Consider the following 18,838-nt stretch of genomic DNA (forward strand, 5'->3'; position numbering starts at 1 on the left):
CCGGTCTGTACAGGGAGAGGGTCGGGGTGAGGGGCTGAATAACCATCTAGCGCTTAGCTCCAGCGTGGCACACGCAGCGTGATCACCAGGCCGCCCTGCTCGCCGTTATGTGCCTCAACCTGTCCACCGTGGGCCAGTACCACTTTACGGGTGATCGCCAGGCCCAGGCCGTAGCCTTTACCGGACATCGCCGATTTCACCCGGACAAAGGGATCAAAGATGCTGGAAAGCTTCGACTCTTCTACCCCCGGCCCCTGATCGCTGACTTGGATCTGGAACGACTGGTCGATGCGTGTCAACGCCACCGTAACCCGCTGGCCGTGGCTGGAAAAACGCAGGGCATTACGCACAATGTTCTCCACCGCCCTACGCATCAGTTCGGCATTGCCTTTCACGGTGTATTCCACATCGGAGCTGGCCTGCAAAACGATCTCTACGCCTGGGATCTGCGCCTCGTAGCGCGCATCATTGACCACCGCCTCCACCAGCCCGTAAAGGTCGAAATACTCCTCGTCATCCGGCAAGCTGTTGTTCTCGGTACGTGACAGCGCCAGCAGTTCGCCAATCATCTTGTCCAACCGCCCGGCTTCATGCTCAATCCGCTGTAACGAGTTCTCCACGTTGCTCGGATTTTGCCGCCCCAGACCAATAGCCAGCTGCAAGCGGGCCAGCGGTGAACGCAACTCATGGGAGACATCATGCAGCAATTGCTCACGGGCGCTGACCAACACTTCCAGCCGCTCTGCCATGCTGTCAAAGTCACGCGCCACCTCGGAAAGTTCGTCATGCCGCCGCCGCATCGCCGGGAACAGCCGCACCGCCAGATCGCCCTGCGCCACCCGCTCAAAACCGGCGCGCAGTTGTCGCATCGGGCGCGTCAGGTTCCAGGCCAACATGGCGCTGAACAGCAACCCCCCCAGCCCACCGACCCACACCATCGGTTCCGGAATGTTCAGTAACCGCCAACGCTTGGCTGGCCGGTATTCGGCCCGTAGCCCTTCCACATCGTAGCTCAGCAGATAGCCCTGGTTGTCAGCTCCTTTGACCCATTCCACCATCTTGGTCGGCCTTTCCTTTACCTGGCTTTGCTCTGGTTCCTCAGCAGGAGGTTGAGCCGCTGGCGTCACGCTGAAGAAGCGCCGCTCAACTTCGGGCCAGTCTTCAACCATCGCGTTCAAAGCCGGCATTCCACCACTGTGTAACACCGAGGCCGCAGAGGTCAGTTGCAGACTGACAATACGCCGGGCCATGCTGTTTTCCGGCGATTCATGGCGATTGCCGTAGAACGCGAACGTCACCCACAGCGCCTGGGTCATGATGATAAACGTCAGCCAGAAACCGAGCAGTATTTTCCAAAACAGTCTTCCGCGCATCGGCATTACCTGATGCGGTAACCGATACTGCGCACGGTTTCAATGCTCAGTCGATTATCCGTTAGCGCGCCCAGCTTCTGGCGGATGTTGCTGATATGCACGTCCACGCTGCGATCGTAAGCCTCGCGCGGCCGCCCCAGCCCTTTCTCTGACAGTTCATCCTTCGAGACCACTCGTTCAGGCGAACGCAACAGCAGCTCCAGCAGATTGAACTCAGAGGCGGTGAGATCGAACGCCTTTCCTTGCCATGCGCTGCTGCGGGTGGACGGGTTGAGCGTCAATTCGTTAAAGCTCAGAACAGAAACTTTATCCACCGCTTCCGGCTGCTCTTCAAACCGGCGCAATACCGCGCGCAGGCGTGCAACCAGTTCGCGCGGATAACAAGGTTTGGGCACGTAGTCGTCGGCCCCCATCTCCAGGCCGATCACCCGGTCGATATTGTCACCCTTGGCCGTCAGCATAATGATCGGCAAGCGGCTCTTTTTACGTACTTCGCGCAGCACGTCGATGCCGCTCATGTCCGGCAGCATGATATCGAGGATCATCGCGGTATAATCGCCAGAAAGCGCCCCATCCACACCTGCCTTGCCGGTCAGCACCAGGGACGCGTTGAATCCTTCAGCCGTCAGGTATTCGCTCAGCATGGTGCCAAGTTCCAGATCGTCATCGACCAATAAAATTTTCATGCTCACTCCTTCGCTGATTTGCCGCCATTTTCGCGTCTATTGCCCCGCAACGCAGCCGGTTTTACCTAATCCTTACAATATGCGAACGCTGGCAGAAAATCGAATTGGAGACATTGGGAAGAGGGTCGGATAAAAGGCAAGAAGGGTATTAGAAAATCGGTAGTGGAGTGAACATGCCACTACCGACAATCACTCGGCTATGAGAATACGCCGGTAGACAGATAGCGGTCACCGCGATCGCAAATAATGGCGACAATGACGCTGCCAGGGTTGGCCGCAGCGATGCGTAACGCACCGGCTACGGCACCGCCGGAGCTGACGCCACAGAAGATACCTTCGCGCTGTGCCAGTTGGCGCATGGTCTGTTCCGCTTCGCTTTGTGCCATATCCAGCACCTGATCCACCAGCTCAGAGCGAAAAATGCCCGGCAAATAGGCCGGTGACCAACGGCGGATCCCCGGAATGCTGCTACCTTCAGCGGGCTGTAATCCGATGATCTTCACCTGCGAACTTTGGCTTTTCAGATAGCCACCAACGCCGGTAATGGTGCCGGTGGTACCCATGCTGGAAACGAAATGGCTGATGCGGCCTGCGGTCTGTTGCCAGATTTCCGGCCCGGTGGTAGTGAAATGTGCGTAGGGATTATCCAGATTATTGAACTGATCCAACACCTTGCCCTGCCCCTGCTGCTGCATCTCCAGCGCCAGATCACGCGCCCCTTCCATCCCCTGTTCGCGGCTGACCAGGATCAGTTCGGCACCATAGGCACGCATCGCCGCCTGGCGTTCCATGCTCATGTTTTCCGGCATCAGCAGCTTCAGCGTGTAGCCTTTCATCGCACAGATCATTGCCAGCGCGATACCGGTATTACCACTGGTAGCCTCGATCAGCGTGTCGCCCGGCTGGATTTCACCGCGCAGTTCCGCCTGCTGGATCATCCCCAACGCGGCACGATCCTTCACCGAACCCGCCGGATTGTTGCCCTCCAGCTTGACCCAGATTTCACTGTCCAGCCCCTCGGCCAGTCGTTGTAGTTTTACTAACGGTGTATTACCGATGCACTGTTCCAGCGTGGTCACAATCGTTGCCTGTATATGAAGTAAAAAGGCAACCCAAAGGTTGCCTTGAAATGGGAGTAATAGGTTAGAAACTATCAGGCGCTTTTCGCTAACGCAACCGGTTGTAGCAATTGTTCACCGGCGTAGAGGCGGGCATTCAGGCTGCCAACGTAATAACGGTCGCCGCGAACTGGCGTGACATGGCCTTCCGACATAATCACGCTGATCGGCTCCTGATGCCAACCAATCGGCTGTACGGTCAACTGCCAGAAATGGCCGCGTGGGCTGACTTCCAACACCTGTACCGGCAATGGGCAGCGGGTGCTGCAATCGGTGCCGATCTCCATTTCCCACGGACGCAGGAACAGCTCGACACTGCCCTGGTGCATTGGCTGGAACGACAGCGGCCATTGGTGAGCGCCCACAAACAGTTGGGAACCACGAATTTCACCGTTCAGGCGGTTCACTTCGCCCATAAACTCCAGCACGAAACGGGTTGCCGGCTCGCGCATGATCTCGGTCGGCGACCCCACCTGTTCGATATTCCCCTGGCTCATCACCACGATACGGTCAGCGACTTCCATCGCTTCTTCCTGATCGTGGGTGACGAACACGCTGGTGAACTTCAGTTCTTCATGCAGTTGACGCAACCAGCGGCGCAATTCTTTACGCACCTGAGCATCCAGCGCACCAAACGGCTCATCCAGCAGCAGGATTTGGGGTTCTACCGCCAACGCACGCGCCAAAGCCACACGCTGCTTCTGGCCACCGGAAAGCTGCGACGGGTAGCGGTTGGCCAGATGACCCAACTGCACCATCTCCAGCAACTGTGTGACTTTCTGTTTGATCGCCGCCGCATTCGGACGTTCGCGGCGTGGCAACACGCTCAGGCCAAAGGCGATATTGTCGAATACCGTCATATGGCGGAACAGCGCATAGTGTTGGAACACGAAACCGACACGGCGGTCACGCGCATGCACGCGGCTGACATCGGTGCCGTGGAAGCCCAGCTTACCGCTGCTCTGGCTTTCCAGCCCGGCGATGATACGCAGCAAGGTAGTCTTGCCAGAGCCTGACGGACCTAACAGCGCCACCATCTCACCGGAGGGAATATCGAGCGAGATATCGTTCAATACCTTGGTACGACCAAAAGACTTGTTGATACCGTTAATCTCAATGCTCATGATTTTCCTCCCGCTCGAGACGCGCATCCTGACGCGCCAGGCGCCATTGCAGTCCGCTTTTCAAAAATAGGGTGACGATCGCCATCAGGGTCAGCAGTGCCGCAGCGGTAAATGCCCCGGCGGTGTTGTAATCCTGATGCAGTAATTCCACTTGCAGTGGCAAGGTATAGGTCTCGCCACGAATAGAGCCGGACACCACCGATACCGCACCAAACTCGCCAATCGCGCGGGCATTGGTCAGCACCACGCCGTACAACAATGCCCAGCGGATGTTCGGTAAGGTGACACGGCGGAACATCTGCCAGCCGGAAGCGCCCAACAGCACGGCAGCTTCGTCTTCCTGGCTGCCCTGGCTCATCATCAGCGGCACCAGTTCACGCACCACAAACGGACAGGTCACGAATATGGTGACCAACACCATGCCCGGCCAGGCGAACATCAGTTGAATGTCGTGGGCATCCAGCCAGCCGCCAATCGGGCCGTTGGTGCCGTAAAACAGCAGATACAGCAGCCCCGCCACTACCGGCGACACCGCAAACGGCATATCAAACAGCGTCAGCAGCAGTTGACGGCCTGGGAAGGTAAAGCGTGTGACCAACCAAGCCAGCAAAGTCCCGAATACCAGATTGACCGGCACGGTGATCAGAGCCACCAGCACCGTCAGCCAGATGGCGTGCAGCATGTCCGGATCCGACAGGTTATGCCATACAGCGCCCACACCGGAGGAGAATGCCTCGATAAAGATCATCACCATCGGCACGACCAGCAGCAGGATGGAGAACAGCGCGCCGATGGCGATCAGCGTCCACTTCCCCCAATTCACGCGTGGACGCGCTGCGCCGTTCAGGGCGGTAACATCAGCCATCAGTGACCTCCAATACGGCGGCCAAAGCGGCTCTGCAAAGTGTTAATCGCAAACAGCAGCAACAGCGATGCCGCCAGGATCACCGAGGCAATCGCACTGGCTGCCGGGTAATCGAATTCCTGTAAGCGCACAAAAATCATCAAGGACGTCACTTCGGTTTTCCAGGCGATATTGCCGGCGATAAAAATCACCGCGCCGAATTCCCCCAGGCTGCGGGTAAACGACAGCGCCGTCCCCGCCAACAGCGCGGGTGCAACCTCTGGCAATACCACACGGCGGAAGCTCTGCCAGCGGGTCGCCCCGAGCGTTTCGGCAGCCTCTTCATACTCCGGCCCCAACTCTTCCAGCACCGGTTGTACCGTGCGCACGACGAAAGGAATGCTGGTAAAGGCCATCGCTACCGCGATCCCCAGCCAGGTGAATGAAACCTTGATATCAAAATGCGCCAGCCATTGACCGTACCAGCCGGTGGTCGAAAACAGCCCCGCCAGCGTCAGACCGGCCACCGCCGTAGGCAGCGCAAACGGCAAATCCATCAGGCCATCCAGCAAGGAGCGACCAGGAAACTCGTAACGGGTCAGGATCCAGGCCATCAACATGCCAAATACCGCGTTGAAAATACTGGCAACCCCTGCTGCCAACAGCGTCACTTTATAAGCGGCTACCACCTGTGGATTGGTGATCACTTCCCAATACTGTGCCAGGCTCATCTGCGCCAGCTGCATCACCAGCGCGCTGAGCGGCAACAGCAAAATCAGGCAGGTGAAAAGCAGGCTGCTTCCCAGACTGAGAGTGAACCCAGGCAGAACCCGCTTGCTGGCCATCGAAAACATTACTTATGCCCTGCCGCTAACAGTTGATCCAATTCACCACCGGTTGCAAAGTGGGCAGTCATTACCTGCGGCCAGCCGCCAAACTGATCTTCCACGCTGAACAGCTTGGTGTCTGGGAACTGGCCTTTGGCCGCCGCCATCACCTGCGCGTCATTAACGCGATAATAGAAGCTGGTGATCAGTTTCTGCGCCGCCGGGCTATAGAGATAGTTCAGGTACTCTTTCGCCACCTGCTCGGTGCCGTTTTTCTCGACGTTTTTGTCCACCCAGGCTACCGGGAACTCAGCCAGAATATCGACCGGTGGCACGATCACTTCATATTTGTCTTCACCGTACTGTTTGCGGATGTTGTTCACTTCCGATTCGAAGCTGATCAGCACATCACCCAGGCCACGTTCGACAAAGGTCGTCGTTGCACCACGGCCGCCGGTATCAAACACCACCACGTTCTTCAGGAAGCGGGTCATGAACTCACGGGTCTTGGCCTGATCGTTGCCGTCGGCCTGGCTGGCAGCACCCCAGGCGGCCAGATAAGTGTAACGGCCATTACCAGAGGTTTTCGGATTCGGGAATACCAGCTTCACGTCATCACGCACCAGATCGCTCCAGGTGTGGATCCCTTTCGGGTTGTCCTTGCGTACCAGGAAGGCCATGGTGGAATAGAAAGGTGAGCTGTTGTTCGGCAGGCGTTGCTGCCAGTCTGCCGGGATCAACTGGCCACGGTCGTGCAGGATTTGCACGTCGCTGACCTGGTTATAGGTGACGACATCGGCACGCAGACCCTGCAAAATCGCCAGCGCCTGTTTGGAAGAGCCGGCGTGGGACTGCTTGATGGTCAGTTTGTCGTTCGGATGCTGCTGATCCCACTGCTTTTCAAAACCAGGATTCAGCGCGGAAAACAGTTCGCGGGAGACGTCATAAGAGCTGTTGAGCAATTCTGCCGCCGAGACCGTGCCGCTGGCTAACAATGCAGCCACCAGCCAACCTTGCAACAGCGTATTTTTTACCCGGGAATGTTTCATTCTGCACCTTATCACTGAGTCTTGCCGCCGGGCTTACGCCCTGATTATGACCAGTGTATTTATAACTTGATGCAGACCTGTAACGCTTTTATATACCGTTTAGTGATTTTCAAGCATCAAACGCTATAAGGCAGGAGGGGAGCGGTTCACCGCAGAGGGAGGGGAAAACCGGGGCCAGCGGAACTGGCCCAGGAATGATGGCAAAGCGGCAATGCTGGCGAGTTTGTCTTGTAGGGGCGCCGCATGCTGCGCCCTTTAGCCGCATGCAGAGCCCGTTTAACCGCCCACATAGGAGCCAATCAAATTAAAGCGACATCAAACGCGTCAGTGAAGGTGCAAAGTAGTAACTGCCGGTCACCGCACGGCTGAAACGCAGCATTGCATCATGCTTGCCATCCAACTCGCCGAACATGCTCAACAACTGCTGTTCGATGTTATGCAGACGCGCGCAATAGGCGATGAAATACAGGCCATGTTTGCCGCTGGCGGTGCCATAAGGCAGGCTCTGGCGCAAAATTTTCAGCCCTTTGCCGTCTTCTTTCAGATCGACACGGCTGACGTGCGAGGTATCTGGGCGTTGCTCCGGCGGCAGCTCTTCGCTGTCGTGCTTGGTGCGGCCAATGATCTGCTCTTGCTGCTCGGTGGTGAAACGCTGCCACTGGCGCAGGTTGTGCTCGTAACGCTGTACCAGCACGTAGCTGCCGCCTTCGTCTTCTTCGCCTGCGCCAATCACCGCCACTTCTGGGCGCTGCTCGCCCTGCGGGTTTTCGGTGCCGTCGATAAAGCCGCTCAGATCGCGCTCTTCTACCCAGCGGAAACCGTGCGTTTCTTCTTCAATGCGAATAGTGTTGCCAAACGCGGCCAGAGCGGCCTGCGCCAAGGTAAAGTTGACGTCATGACGCAGCGATTGAATATGGATCAGCATATCGCGCTGAGTTGCCGGTGCCAGCCCTTTGCCCAGCGGTGCGAAAGGCTTCAGTTCTTTGGCACCCTGGCCGTTGGAAAGGTCATGCCAAACGTCGGAACCAAAGGCAATCACCGCCCCTAAATGCGCATCTGGAAACTGTTGCTGCAACTCGCCGAGCACCTGACAAAACTGTTTGCAACCCTGGCGCAGATCGACGAATTCGCCCTGCACCATCGCTTCCATAAAAATGCCAAAACGGCAGTGTTCCAGCAGGATGCCGCTCTGAACCTGTGTCATGTTGTTGTCCTCAAGACCTGAATCGGGTAACAGGTTTCCCTGTTATAAACGCGTAATAGCATAACGTATCGCAGGCTGATTGCCTTGCCCGAACGCAAAGAAAATAGGGTTTTAGGCGGGCACACCGGTAGGTGCGCCCACAATGAGAATTATTGCGCTTTGGCATGCCAGATGATTTTGCTCACCGTCCAGCTTTGCAGGGTATCATCCGGTGGGATCAGATCTTGCGGGCCAGCCCATTTGCCAGTGAAGATATAGCTGACATTGCGGCTTTGCTCCGCCACGCATTCGACCTTGCCGGCATCCTCGCCTTCGGCCGGTCTACAGGCACCGTAGGCCTTGCTGAACAGTTCGCTAAACGGTGTGCCCAGCTTGCTGCCCCATTCGGTGGCGATCTTGGCGTCCATCACGTCAACCCGCTGCACGTGGCCTTTCGGTTCCCCGGTGATCACCAGCTTCACGTCATCTCCGTCCAGCGCCTGGAAGTAGGACACAATCTGCCCCTGGTTGGTCGCCATCCCGCCACGCATGCGGTAGTTGTTATTCAGACCCTGACCAATCGCCGCCTCCGTCATAGGGGTACCGGCTCCCACATCACCGACGCCTTTAGCGCTCACCTGCACGCTGCCGCCAAACCAGTTGAACGGCGACAGGCTGGACCAGGAAAAGTTTGACATGGCCGAACAGCCGGTCAACAACAGCGGTAGCCCTAACAGCAGTGGGCGAATATTCATTCATAGCTCCTTAACATCAAACACATCGGCGACAGGCAGGCTCTCATAACCGCGGAGGCTGCGCCATCAATTGCCAGATTGGAGTGCGTAAATTGGGAAAAGTGCCGCAGTTTTTAACAATTAACCGGCCTCATCCTGCGGGATAAAACAGGCGCGCAAACGCTGATTCATTAACAGATACCCCATCGCCAGTACATCCAGCAGCACCAGCAACAGATCCAGCGGAGGCTCATTGCTATCTTGCTGCCACAGGCTGTAAAGCGAACCAAGCAGTGCCGCTGCCAGCGAAACCACCAGCACCCAACGCCAACAGCGCCACAGACGGGGCCAATGCTGGCGGCGGCCGCCAATCAGAAAGGCCAACGCCGCCGGTAATCCCAGCAGCATGCCGTACCAAAAACGCTGGCTATCCGGGTAAAACAGTTGCAGCAGGCCGCTGCCCTGATCGCGGGAGGTTCCCGCCATCACAAACAGCAGCCAGGTACGAGCCTGCAAGATCAGTACGCCCCAAAACCACAGCGGCAACCGTAGCATACCGTGCTGATCGTAATCGTCCGGTGAAAACCGGTGTGTTGACGCCTTCAAACGCTGTTCCTTGCCGATGTTATGATTACCCTTGCAAATGGCGGCAACGATCCCCAATTTCAATGTCCAGCTTAAGAAGCTCTTAAGATCCTTATGGTTTAATCAGGCTATCTCCCGCTGACGGGAAATTATTCAGACCACTGATAAGGAAGACTCAGATGAAAAAGATCGCTTTACTTACCCTCATCGCATTATGCAGTGCCCCCGTTCTGGCTCAACAAGGCGGATTCCTGGATCCTAACGCGCAGCAAACTCAAACCACTACCCAAGGCGGCTTTTCCGGCCCAAGTGCCGCACTGACCACGGTAGATAAGGTCAAGTCACTGAGCGACGATACCTGGGTGATGTTGCAGGGCAATATCGAACAGCGCGTCGGTGATGATACCTACACCTTCCGCGATGCCACCGGGACACTGACGGTCGAGATCGACAAAAAACGCTGGAACGGTCAGACCATCACCCCAAAAGACAAAGTCCAGTTGGAAGGGAAAGTGGATAAAGACTGGAGCAACGTAGAAGTGGATGTGAAAAACATCAAGAAATTGCCATAATTCTCCCCCTCACCCCAACCCTCTCCCACAGGGAGAGGGAGCTGATTCGGAGCCATGGTCAGGTACCGTGGCTAAACTGTAACTCAGTGCAAAATGGGGCTGATTCGGAGCCGTGGTCAGGCAATCTTCTCTAACGAATAACGAACTCGATCGGTCCCCTCTCCCTGTGGGAGAGGGTTAGGGTGAGGGGACATTAGGCACAACAATCTAATACTCCTGATCCTCGATCAGCCGTTTCCCGAGGCTGGTAATCGCCTGGATCTCGTAGCCGAGCTTTTCATACATCTCGATCACGGTATCGTTATCTTCACGCACCATCAGCTGAATTTTTGGGCAGCCGCGCGCAATCAACTTTTTCTCCAGCCGACTAATCAGCGCATTGGCAATGCCGCGCCCGCGATAGTCTGGGTGAACGCCCAAATAATAGGCCGAGCCACGATGACCGTCGTAACCCCCCATCACCGAGCCAACCACCTCACCGCCCACTTCCGCCACCAAAAACAGATCCGGATCGTGGTTCAGTTTGCGTTCAATATCCATCTCGGGATCGTTCCATGGCCGCAACAGGTCGCATCGCTCCCACAGGGTGATGACCTCTTCAAAGTCGTCTTGCCGAAATACGCGAATTTCCATTAATGTTCGCCGCTGTTAATTAATAGGTTTATCTGCTTATTGCGTGATTATTCACTGTTAACCGCCGTGTTTCAAGCCACCGGGCGCTAGCTATGGGTGATAACTTGCCATACTGCGGATCATCTTAAATTGATAGTAGTTGGCTTACGCCAACCTGCCAACGTCACCCTCCGCAAGCCAGGTAATAAATGGCAATAGTTATCAAGTCGATTAATGAGTATCAATACGCTATAACGTCGCGAAATAGATTGATCGAGTTGGAGCCGCGCGTGATGAAGAAACAGAGCAAACCCTACCTCAATTTTACCCCCCTCACCGCTGCACCGACCCGCCGCCAACTGCTGCTCTCCGGCCTGGCTTTGGCCCTGCTCGGTGGCAAAACCGCCCCCACTCAGGCCAATATGCTGCAACCCAAGCCGCACAGCAAACCGCTGCCCAAGGCCACGGGGAGCAAAAGAGTAGTGATGATCGATCCCGGCCATGGCGGTATCGACTCCGGTGCTGTCGGCCATGAAGGCTCGCAGGAAAAACACGTGGTGCTGGAAATCGCCAATCATGTACGGCGTTTTTTGCATGAGCACGAACATGTAGAAGCCCGCCTGACCCGCGAGGAGGACGAGTTTATCCCGCTGTTCCAACGCGTGGAAATTGCCCACCAGCATCAGGCCGATCTGTTTATCTCGATCCATGCCGATGGCTTTACCAGCCCGGATGCCGCCGGAGCCTCGGTGTTTGCCCTTTCCAACCGCGGAGCCAGCAGCGCGATGGCACGCTATCTCTCCAATAAGGAGAACGCCGCCGATGACGTCGCGGGGGGCAAATACAAAGATCAGGACAACTATCTGCAACAGGTGCTGTTCGATCTGGTGCAAACCGACACCATCAATAACAGCCTGACCCTGGGCCGCCACGTGCTCGGGCAGATCAGGCCAGTCCATCGCCTGCACAGCGAGAGCACCGAACAGGCGGCGTTTGCCGTACTAAAGTCCCCTTCCATTCCTTCGGTATTGGTAGAAACCTCTTTTATCACCAACCCTGGTGAGGAACGCCTGTTGGGAACGACAGCCTTTCGCGAAAAAATTGCGCGCGCCATTGCCGACGGCGTGATCAAGTTCTTCCAATATTACGACATACACCAACGCAAAACGCACTAGGCCTGCAAAATACGAGGCGAAAAGGTATACTTGCCGCCCTGTTCAGTTACCCGTTGTGAATAACCCGTATGAGTTTACCCACCGTTGCCGCAGTAAAAACCTTCCTGCTGGCGTTGCAAGACCAGCTTTGTGAGCAGTTGGCCCAGGCCGATGGCAAAGCCAGTTTTATCGAAGATCGCTGGACGCGCGAGGAAGGCGGCGGTGGCCGCAGCCGGGTGCTGACTAACGGCGCGGTATTCGAACAGGCCGGGGTAAACTTTTCCCACGTTTCCGTTGCCGCGCTGCCCGCCTCTGCCACCGCACATCGTCCAGAACTGGTCGGGCGCAGCTTCCAGGCAATGGGCGTATCACTGGTGATCCATCCACTCAGCCCTTACGTTCCCACCAGCCATGCCAACGTACGCTTCTTTATCGCGGAAAAACCGGGAGAAGAGCCAGTATGGTGGTTTGGCGGCGGCTTCGACTTAACGCCCTTTTATGGCTTTGCAGAGGACGCCATTCACTGGCACCGCACCGCACAACAGCTCTGCGCGCCCTTCGGTGACGACGTCTACCCGAAATACAAAAAGTGGTGCGACGACTATTTCTTCATCAAACACCGCAACGAAGCTCGTGGCATCGGCGGCCTGTTTTTTGACGATCTCAATACCCCGGATTTCGACAGCTGTTTCGCGTTTACCCAAGCGGTTGGTGAAGGTTTCCTGGCAGCCTATCTGCCGATCGTGGAAAAACGTAAAGCACTGCCTTGGGGTGACCATCAACGCCAGTTTCAGCTGTATCGCCGTGGCCGCTATGTCGAGTTTAATCTGGTGTGGGATCGCGGTACGCTGTTCGGCCTGCAAACCGGGGGCCGCACCGAATCGATCCTGATGTCGATGCCGCCATTGGTCCGTTGGGAATATAACTTCCAGCCCGCCCCCGACAGCCCGGAAGCCGCGCTATACCGTGACTTCCTGCCGGTGCGCGACTGGCTACAGGAGCAACCATAATGCAGATTTGGGTCGATGCCGACGCCTGTCCGAACGTGATTAAAGAAGTGCTGTTCCGTGCCGCCGACCGCGCAGCGATGCCGGTAACCCTGGTGGCAAATCAGCCGCTGCGCACGCCACCGTCCAAATTTATCCGCACCTTGCAGGTTGCCGCAGGCTTTGACGTGGCGGATAACGAGATCGTGCGCCGCTGTGAAAAAGGCGATCTGGTGATCACCGCCGATATTCCGCTGGCCGCCGAAGTGATAGAAAAAGGTGCTATAGCCCTCAATCCACGCGGCGAGCGGTATACGCCAGACACCATTCGTGAACGCCTGAACATGCGTGACTTTATGGATACTCTGCGCTCCAGCGGTATCCAGACCGGAGGGCCGAATACCCTCAACCAGCGCGATCGCCAGCAGTTCGCCAATGAGTTAGATAAATGGCTACAACAGGCGAAGCGGGCTAACTAGCGTTGGGTGATGCCCTTCACCCCCAACCCTCTCCCACAGGGAGAGGGAGCCAGTTCCAGTGCCGTATGCTGCGCCTCTTGAACTAGAAACGCACCTCGCCGCCAAACAGATAGGTCCGTCCGCGAGCGGTGTTGGCCGCAGTGGCATCGTCCCCCTGGATCGGCAACATATTCAGCTTGTTAAGCGCGTCGGAATAGCTTTTGTCCATCACGTTCTGCACGCTGAACTTCAGCAATACGTTGCGGTTGATCTGATAGGTGCTGTACAGGTCGATCACGGTGGGAATATTCGGCATCTCCTGTTTCATCAACTGTCCGGTTTGCTCACTCGTTTCATAGTCTGGAGAAAGGCGGCGAGCCTTGCCGGTATATTTGATGATGCTGCCTACGGTCAACGTTTCATCAAAGAAACGCAGCCCGCTATCCAGCGTGAAATACATGTCCGGCAATTCGTTGATATCTCCCGCACCAAAATAGCTACTGGCGATAGAAGTCGGTTGGTCGGTGTGCTGTTTGCTGAATGAGGCGCGGGCAAAGCCACGGCCAGCATCGTAGTTGGCTTCCAGCTCAACCCCATGAGTGCGCACCGGCGTCAGCGAGTTAACGTAGATATACATATTATCCGAGAATTCCTCGCTTTCATCGCTCCAGTCATTCTGCAAGTTTTCACCCAGGCTGCACTTGCGGCCATTGCGGCACACCATGTACGACTCACTGAAGATATAGTTTTTGATTTTACTGGTATAAACCACCGCCTTAAAGCGTAGGGTATCTTGCTTGAACAACAGATCGTTACCGCTGAGGTTAAAGCCCGCCTGCCAGGTTTCTGACCGCTCGCCCTTCAGGAATGGGTTCATCGAAGCGCCGCCGGAGTTGGAGTAGAACACTTCCTGAATATTCGGTGCACGCATGGATTTACTGTAGCTGGCAAAGGGTTGCAGCCAAGGCGTAACCTGCGCGGACAGCATCACCGAAGGGTTAAATCCGTGTTCCTTCAGATTGATGTTGGCGCCGCCCTGCGGAAAACACTGCACCCGCAAATCACAGGCCGGTTTATAGCCGCTGAGCTTGTTGTTGGCATAGTTCAGATTGAGATCGAGCTGGTAGATATCACGGTTGAGTTGCAAACCGGTATACAGGCTGGCGATACGCTGATCGCCCGACGGCGCAAAGGTGTTGTTCTCAATCGCCTCGTGCGCCGTCTGCGGATCCTCTATCTGCGACTCGACGTGCTTTTCGTACTGGTTACGCATCAGTTTGCCGCCGTAAGTCAACGCCACGTCGGTCTGCCACAGGTTGAAGCGGCTGGTATTATTGATATCCAGCGCGTCGGAGCGGTTTTCCGCATTGGTATTAAAGAAAGTGAACAGCGAATCGCTGTCATATTTCTGATTACCCTTGCTATGGCTGGCGGTAATATTCACATCCACCAGTTCGGAGAATGGCGCATAATGATACTTGATATAAAAGTCGTTGCTGTCGATATCACGGCGCGAGAATTTATTCTGGTAAGTACGGGCAGACAGTTCAATGCTGTTATATTCGTTGGGCTTGATATCTACCTTGAACAGCTGCGACTTGGGGTTTTGCTTCATAAACTCGTCGTAGCCAAAATCCTCACTGCTCACGCCGTCGCCGTTGTTAAAGTTGGAATAGATGGAACTACCGCTAATGGCCGCCATCACGCCCAGACTGCCGGTATCGCTGAACGCGCCACCTTTAGCCCCGACGGCGATCATCCCACTGCGGCCAATGCCGTTGCTCCCCACAGAAAACTTGGTGCGCACGCCAAATGGGTTGTCAGCAAACACCACATCATCCACACCGATTGTGCGGAAGTTGGCGCTACCGGCCAACGCATTCACCCCAGACGCACCGCTGTTTTCCCCCCGAGCCACATCAACGCCGACAATAAAGTTCGGGTCAATCAGCACCCCGGATTGGTTATTGGTGGAGCCATGTGACATGACGCCGGAGGTTGAGGTGCCAAAATAGCTCTGGGTAACGCCATCAACCATGGTATTGACCCGGCCAAAGCCGCTCATGCCACGGATATTGACGCTAACCGCCCCCTGACTGGGATCGATTTGCGTAAAGGTACCGGGCATACTGCGCAAGATATTATCTATCGACTGTAGGTTTTTACTCTCGTCACGCGAACTGAATGCTCCTGGTTTTTCCAATGCCTCCTGCTCGCTGTTATTCGCCACCGCCGAAACGTTCAGCGGGCTGAATGTCGCCTGGCCTTTATCATCTGCGGCCAGCAGCGGGCCAGCCAAAACCATACCGGTGCCAACGGCACCAATAAACAGTTTGATTTTCATAATTCCCCTAAAGTATTGCTATCAAAGTCAGAAATGATCAGTGCTCAGCAAAAAATACCGTAATAAAAACGGTGAAGACTTATTGTTGTTATTTTCCATGCGGCCATTAAGCCGCATGGCCAAACGGGTTATTGCTGTGTTTTTTCATCCATCGCCAAAATAAAGCTGTATTCCAGGGCGCTATTTTCCAACCGGCTTAAACGCCCCGATTTACCGCCGTGCCCTGCGGACATATCCGTAGACAGCAGCAGCACCGCATCCCCTTGCTGGAATTGGCGCAGTTTCGCCACCCATTTGGCGGGTTCCCAATACTGCACCTGCGAATCGTAGAGCCCGCTGGTGACCAGCAGATTCGGGTAATGCTGCGCTCGCACGTTATCGTACGGGCTATAGGACTTGATCAGCGCGTAGGGCTGCGGCTGGTTAGGATTGCCCCACTCTTCGTATTCACCGACGGTCAGAGGAATGCTGTCATCTAACATAGTGGTCAGTACATCAACAAAAGGCACCTGCGCCACCACCGCGTTATACAGTTGGGGAGCCTGATTGATCACCGCCCCCACCAGCAAACCACCGGCACTACCCCCCATGGCGTAAATACGTCCCGGTTGCCCGTAATGCTGGTCGATCAGCGCCTGGGTGGCATCAATAAAGTCGTTGAAGGTGTTTGGCTTGTACGCCAACTTGCCCTGTTGATACCAGTTTTGCCCAAGCTCGCCGCCGCCGCGCACGTGGATCAGCGCATAGACAAAACCGCGATCCAGCAGGCTGATGCGGTTGGCGCTGAACGCCGGGTCCATGCTCATGCCATAGGCACCGTAGCCGTAAACTACCAGCGGACTTTTGCCAGGTGTGAATTTGGCACGGTTATACACCAGTGAGACCGGCACCTTGACCCCGTCGCGGGCGGTGATCCACAAACGTTCACTGTGATACAGGCTGGGCTCAACGCCCTTCACTTCCTGCTGTTTCAGCAATTGCCGGGTGCCACTATTCAGATCCCACTCATAGGTGCTGGTTGGCGTAGTCATGGCCGAGTAGCCATAGCGCAGACGGTCACTTTGCGGGTCCGGGTTAAAGCCAAGCCAGACCATATAGCTGGCATCATCAAACGGAATGCTGCGCTGCTCACCCCCTTGCCAGGCAATCTGACGCAGATGCACCAACCCTTCACTGCGTTCTTTCACCACCAGCCAGTCACGAAACAGGGCAAAGCTTTCCAGCTCGCTGCTTTCCTGTGGGGCGATCAATGGCCGCCAAGGCTGACTAGCGGACGCAGTCTGGTACAAACCGAAATGCGCGCTTTGATGATTGGAACGCAGATAAAACTCACCGCGATAATGGTCGAGGTAATATTCGCACCCGGCCTGACGCGGGGCAAAGAGTTGCACCGGGCTTTGCGGCTGGTTGGCGTCGATCAGGCGTACTTCGGAAGTGGTATTGCCGCTGATGGTGACGATCACGTAATCCCGCGAAGAGGAACGATCCAGGCTCAGGTAAAAAGCCCGATCGTTTTCCTGATATACCAGCTTATCATCGGCAACAGACGTACCAAATTGATGGCGGTATATCTGATAGGGTGACAGGGTTTGGGGATGATTGCGTACATAGAACAGGCTGTTGCCATCGTTGGCCCACACCATATTGCCAGAGGTGTTTTCAATCACCTCCTTGGCCCAGTCACCACTGGCCAGATCGCGCAGGGAGATGTTGTATTGCCTGCGGCCCTGGGTATCTTCTGCCACGGCCAGGCGGCGGTTATCTTCACTGACCGCCAACCCGCCCACCCGATAGTAATCCTGACCCTGAGCGCGCTGATTGGCATCCAGCAACGTCTGCCAGGCAGAGTCACCCGCCACCGCCTGCCGCTGGTAGACGGCAAACTCTTTACCTGCATCGATGCGTTCCTGGTAGCGGTAGCCGTTGAACTGGTAGGGAACCGAGCGGTCTTCCGGACTCATGCGGCCAAGCATCTCCTGATACAACCGATCGCGTAACGCCTGATACGGCTGCATCATCTGCTCGGTATAACGATTTTCGGCCGTCAGATAGGCCAACACCTTATTATTCTGGCGCTGGTCATCGCGCAGCCAATAATAATTATCGATGCGGGTTTCACCCTGGGCGGTTAATTTATGCGGAATAATGTCAGCCTGGGGCGGGCTTATCACCGCTGCGCTGGCAGTGCTTAATAACCCCATAAAAATCAGAAGATAAGCAGTAGAACGCCTGCGATAACGAGCCAATTGAACACGCAATGTCATAACCCCTCACGATAATTTGAACGTAGCAAACCCCTCTCCTGTTGCGCACAACCAGAGATAAAGCCTGATGGGTAAAACCTTTTTTGGCTGGCTTACAACAGCGCCAGATTAAAATCCACCGCCATGGTCACGGCAACCTTGCCTTGGCGTAACATTTCCACCGGTGGCGTAGGTAACGGCTGCGCACGCATAATCACCGCCAATGCCTCACGATCTAATGATGCGGTGGCTGAGGGCGTTTTAAGCATGATATCGGCCACTCGCCCCTGAGCATCCACCACAAAGCTCACCACCGGAGCCCCCGAGCGCTGCCGCCGTTTGGCATCTGCCGGATAGCGCTTCACACGGTTGAGTAGCCCTTTGACCTGACTTTCCCAGGAAAGCTTGGCCTGCGCCTGCGCGGTGGAATCACTGTTTAACGGGGCGGCTACCCGCTGCGCCAGTTGTTGTGCCTTGGGAGCGGACGAGCTGGCTGCCGCAGCGTGCGTGACGTCTTGTTCTTCCTCCATCGGAGCCGGCGGTTTTGGCGGCGCTTTACGCCGCTGCTTATGCGCATTCTTGTTGCGTTCGGCCACCACAATTTTTGCCGCTTCAGCACGCGCCAACTCTGGCATTTCCGGCTCTTGCTGCTGTTGCACAGGCTGTGCCGCCGCACTCTGTGCCTGTTGCTGCAACCCCAACGGCAACGGCTCTGGCTGGCTTGGCGCTTCGATCTGCGCCGCCCAACTGAGCATGATTGCCGGTGGCGGCATCAGAACCGGCGGCAGCAACGTTTGCGGCCAGTAAAACAGCGACACCAGCGCCAAATGAGCGCCCAGTGCATACAGTAAACCACGCCCCCAGCGCGGCTGCGGCCAAGCCGCAACCTGAGGGCAATAAGGCTGACTAAACATAGGGATATTAGATTACCTAATCGCGAATGATT

General features: G+C 56.0%; 18 protein-coding genes. 4 read left to right on the top strand and 14 right to left on the bottom strand.

Translation table 11 applies throughout. The features are described from left to right. Positions 1–53: 53 nt before the first annotated feature. The 10 genes from U869_RS0106635 to U869_RS0106680 all read right to left on the bottom strand — a co-directional run bounded on the left by U869_RS0106635 (position 54) and on the right by U869_RS0106680 (position 9,544). Positions 54–1,373: an ATP-binding protein gene (locus U869_RS0106635; RefSeq protein ID WP_025120825.1), complete on the bottom strand. Its 1,320-nt coding sequence runs from the start codon at positions 1,371–1,373 to the stop codon at positions 54–56. Between the two features lie 5 nt (positions 1,374–1,378). Beyond that, positions 1,379–2,059, bottom strand: a complete 681-nt coding sequence (locus tag U869_RS0106640; protein ID WP_025120824.1) for a response regulator transcription factor — start codon at positions 2,057–2,059, stop codon at positions 1,379–1,381. Between the two features lie 197 nt (positions 2,060–2,256). After that, positions 2,257–3,138, bottom strand: coding sequence for a cysteine synthase CysM (cysM, locus tag U869_RS0106645; RefSeq protein WP_025120823.1), 882 nt, complete (start codon positions 3,136–3,138; stop codon positions 2,257–2,259). Between the two features lie 74 nt (positions 3,139–3,212). Further along, positions 3,213–4,301, bottom strand: a complete 1,089-nt coding sequence (cysA, locus tag U869_RS0106650) for a sulfate/thiosulfate ABC transporter ATP-binding protein CysA (protein ID WP_025120822.1) — start codon at positions 4,299–4,301, stop codon at positions 3,213–3,215. Continuing rightward, the gene (gene cysW / locus U869_RS0106655) at positions 4,291–5,166 is read right to left on the bottom strand and encodes a sulfate/thiosulfate ABC transporter permease CysW (RefSeq protein ID WP_025120821.1); all 876 of its coding nucleotides are present in this window, start codon (positions 5,164–5,166) and stop codon (positions 4,291–4,293) included. Before cysW ends, cysA begins: the two co-directional genes overlap by 11 nt. Continuing rightward, complete coding sequence (gene cysT, locus U869_RS0106660) at positions 5,166–5,999, bottom strand: sulfate/thiosulfate ABC transporter permease CysT (protein ID WP_024527114.1); 834 nt, start codon at positions 5,997–5,999, stop codon at positions 5,166–5,168. Before cysT ends, cysW begins: the two co-directional genes overlap by 1 nt. Further along, the gene (locus tag U869_RS0106665) at positions 5,999–7,021 is read right to left on the bottom strand and encodes a sulfate ABC transporter substrate-binding protein (RefSeq protein ID WP_025120820.1); all 1,023 of its coding nucleotides are present in this window, start codon (positions 7,019–7,021) and stop codon (positions 5,999–6,001) included. The genes cysT and U869_RS0106665 overlap by 1 nt, the downstream gene beginning before the upstream one ends. A gap of 304 nt (positions 7,022–7,325) precedes the next feature. Then, on the bottom strand, positions 7,326–8,225 hold the full coding sequence (locus tag U869_RS0106670) for a Dyp-type peroxidase (RefSeq protein ID WP_025120819.1): 900 nt from the start codon (positions 8,223–8,225) through the stop codon (positions 7,326–7,328). A gap of 149 nt (positions 8,226–8,374) precedes the next feature. Beyond that, positions 8,375–8,959: an RpoE-regulated lipoprotein gene (locus U869_RS0106675; protein WP_025120818.1), complete on the bottom strand. Its 585-nt coding sequence runs from the start codon at positions 8,957–8,959 to the stop codon at positions 8,375–8,377. Between the two features lie 120 nt (positions 8,960–9,079). Next, complete coding sequence (locus tag U869_RS0106680; protein WP_025120817.1) at positions 9,080–9,544, bottom strand: DUF2919 domain-containing protein; 465 nt, start codon at positions 9,542–9,544, stop codon at positions 9,080–9,082. A 158-nt stretch (positions 9,545–9,702) separates the two neighbouring features. Here U869_RS0106680 and U869_RS0106685 point away from each other — a divergent pair, with 158 nt between their 5' ends. Next, the gene (locus tag U869_RS0106685) at positions 9,703–10,095 is read left to right on the top strand and encodes a YgiW/YdeI family stress tolerance OB fold protein (protein ID WP_025120816.1); all 393 of its coding nucleotides are present in this window, start codon (positions 9,703–9,705) and stop codon (positions 10,093–10,095) included. A 207-nt stretch (positions 10,096–10,302) separates the two neighbouring features. Here the strand turns inward: U869_RS0106685 and U869_RS0106690 are convergent, their stop codons facing one another. Further along, positions 10,303–10,728 carry a GNAT family acetyltransferase gene (locus U869_RS0106690; RefSeq protein ID WP_021807072.1) on the bottom strand — a complete coding sequence of 142 codons (426 nt, stop codon included), beginning with the start codon at positions 10,726–10,728 and terminating at the stop codon, positions 10,303–10,305. A 272-nt stretch (positions 10,729–11,000) separates the two neighbouring features. On the opposite strand from U869_RS0106690, the gene amiA reads away from it, so the two are divergent. From amiA to U869_RS0106705, 3 genes are all read left to right on the top strand, one after another. Beyond that, complete coding sequence (amiA, locus tag U869_RS0106695; protein WP_025120815.1) at positions 11,001–11,882, top strand: N-acetylmuramoyl-L-alanine amidase AmiA; 882 nt, start codon at positions 11,001–11,003, stop codon at positions 11,880–11,882. Positions 11,883–11,950: 68 nt separating this feature from the next. Further along, entirely contained in the window at positions 11,951–12,871 is a 921-nt protein-coding gene (gene hemF / locus U869_RS0106700) for an oxygen-dependent coproporphyrinogen oxidase (RefSeq protein WP_025120814.1), read from the top strand. Continuing rightward, positions 12,871–13,326: a YaiI/YqxD family protein gene (locus U869_RS0106705; protein ID WP_024527105.1), complete on the top strand. Its 456-nt coding sequence runs from the start codon at positions 12,871–12,873 to the stop codon at positions 13,324–13,326. Before hemF ends, U869_RS0106705 begins: the two co-directional genes overlap by 1 nt. A gap of 82 nt (positions 13,327–13,408) precedes the next feature. Here the strand turns inward: U869_RS0106705 and U869_RS0106710 are convergent, their stop codons facing one another. From U869_RS0106710 to U869_RS0106720, 3 genes are all read right to left on the bottom strand, one after another. Further along, positions 13,409–15,649 carry a TonB-dependent receptor domain-containing protein gene (locus tag U869_RS0106710; RefSeq protein WP_025120813.1) on the bottom strand — a complete coding sequence of 747 codons (2,241 nt, stop codon included), beginning with the start codon at positions 15,647–15,649 and terminating at the stop codon, positions 13,409–13,411. A 128-nt stretch (positions 15,650–15,777) separates the two neighbouring features. Continuing rightward, complete coding sequence (locus tag U869_RS0106715; RefSeq protein WP_025120812.1) at positions 15,778–17,913, bottom strand: oligopeptidase B; 2,136 nt, start codon at positions 17,911–17,913, stop codon at positions 15,778–15,780. A 92-nt stretch (positions 17,914–18,005) separates the two neighbouring features. Further along, positions 18,006–18,806, bottom strand: coding sequence for an energy transducer TonB (locus tag U869_RS0106720; RefSeq protein WP_025120811.1), 801 nt, complete (start codon positions 18,804–18,806; stop codon positions 18,006–18,008). Between the last annotated feature and the right edge of the window lie 32 nt (positions 18,807–18,838).

Origin of the sequence: Serratia sp. H1w, from assembly GCF_000633355.1 — a bacterium.
GTDB lineage: Bacteria > Pseudomonadota > Gammaproteobacteria > Enterobacterales > Enterobacteriaceae > Chania.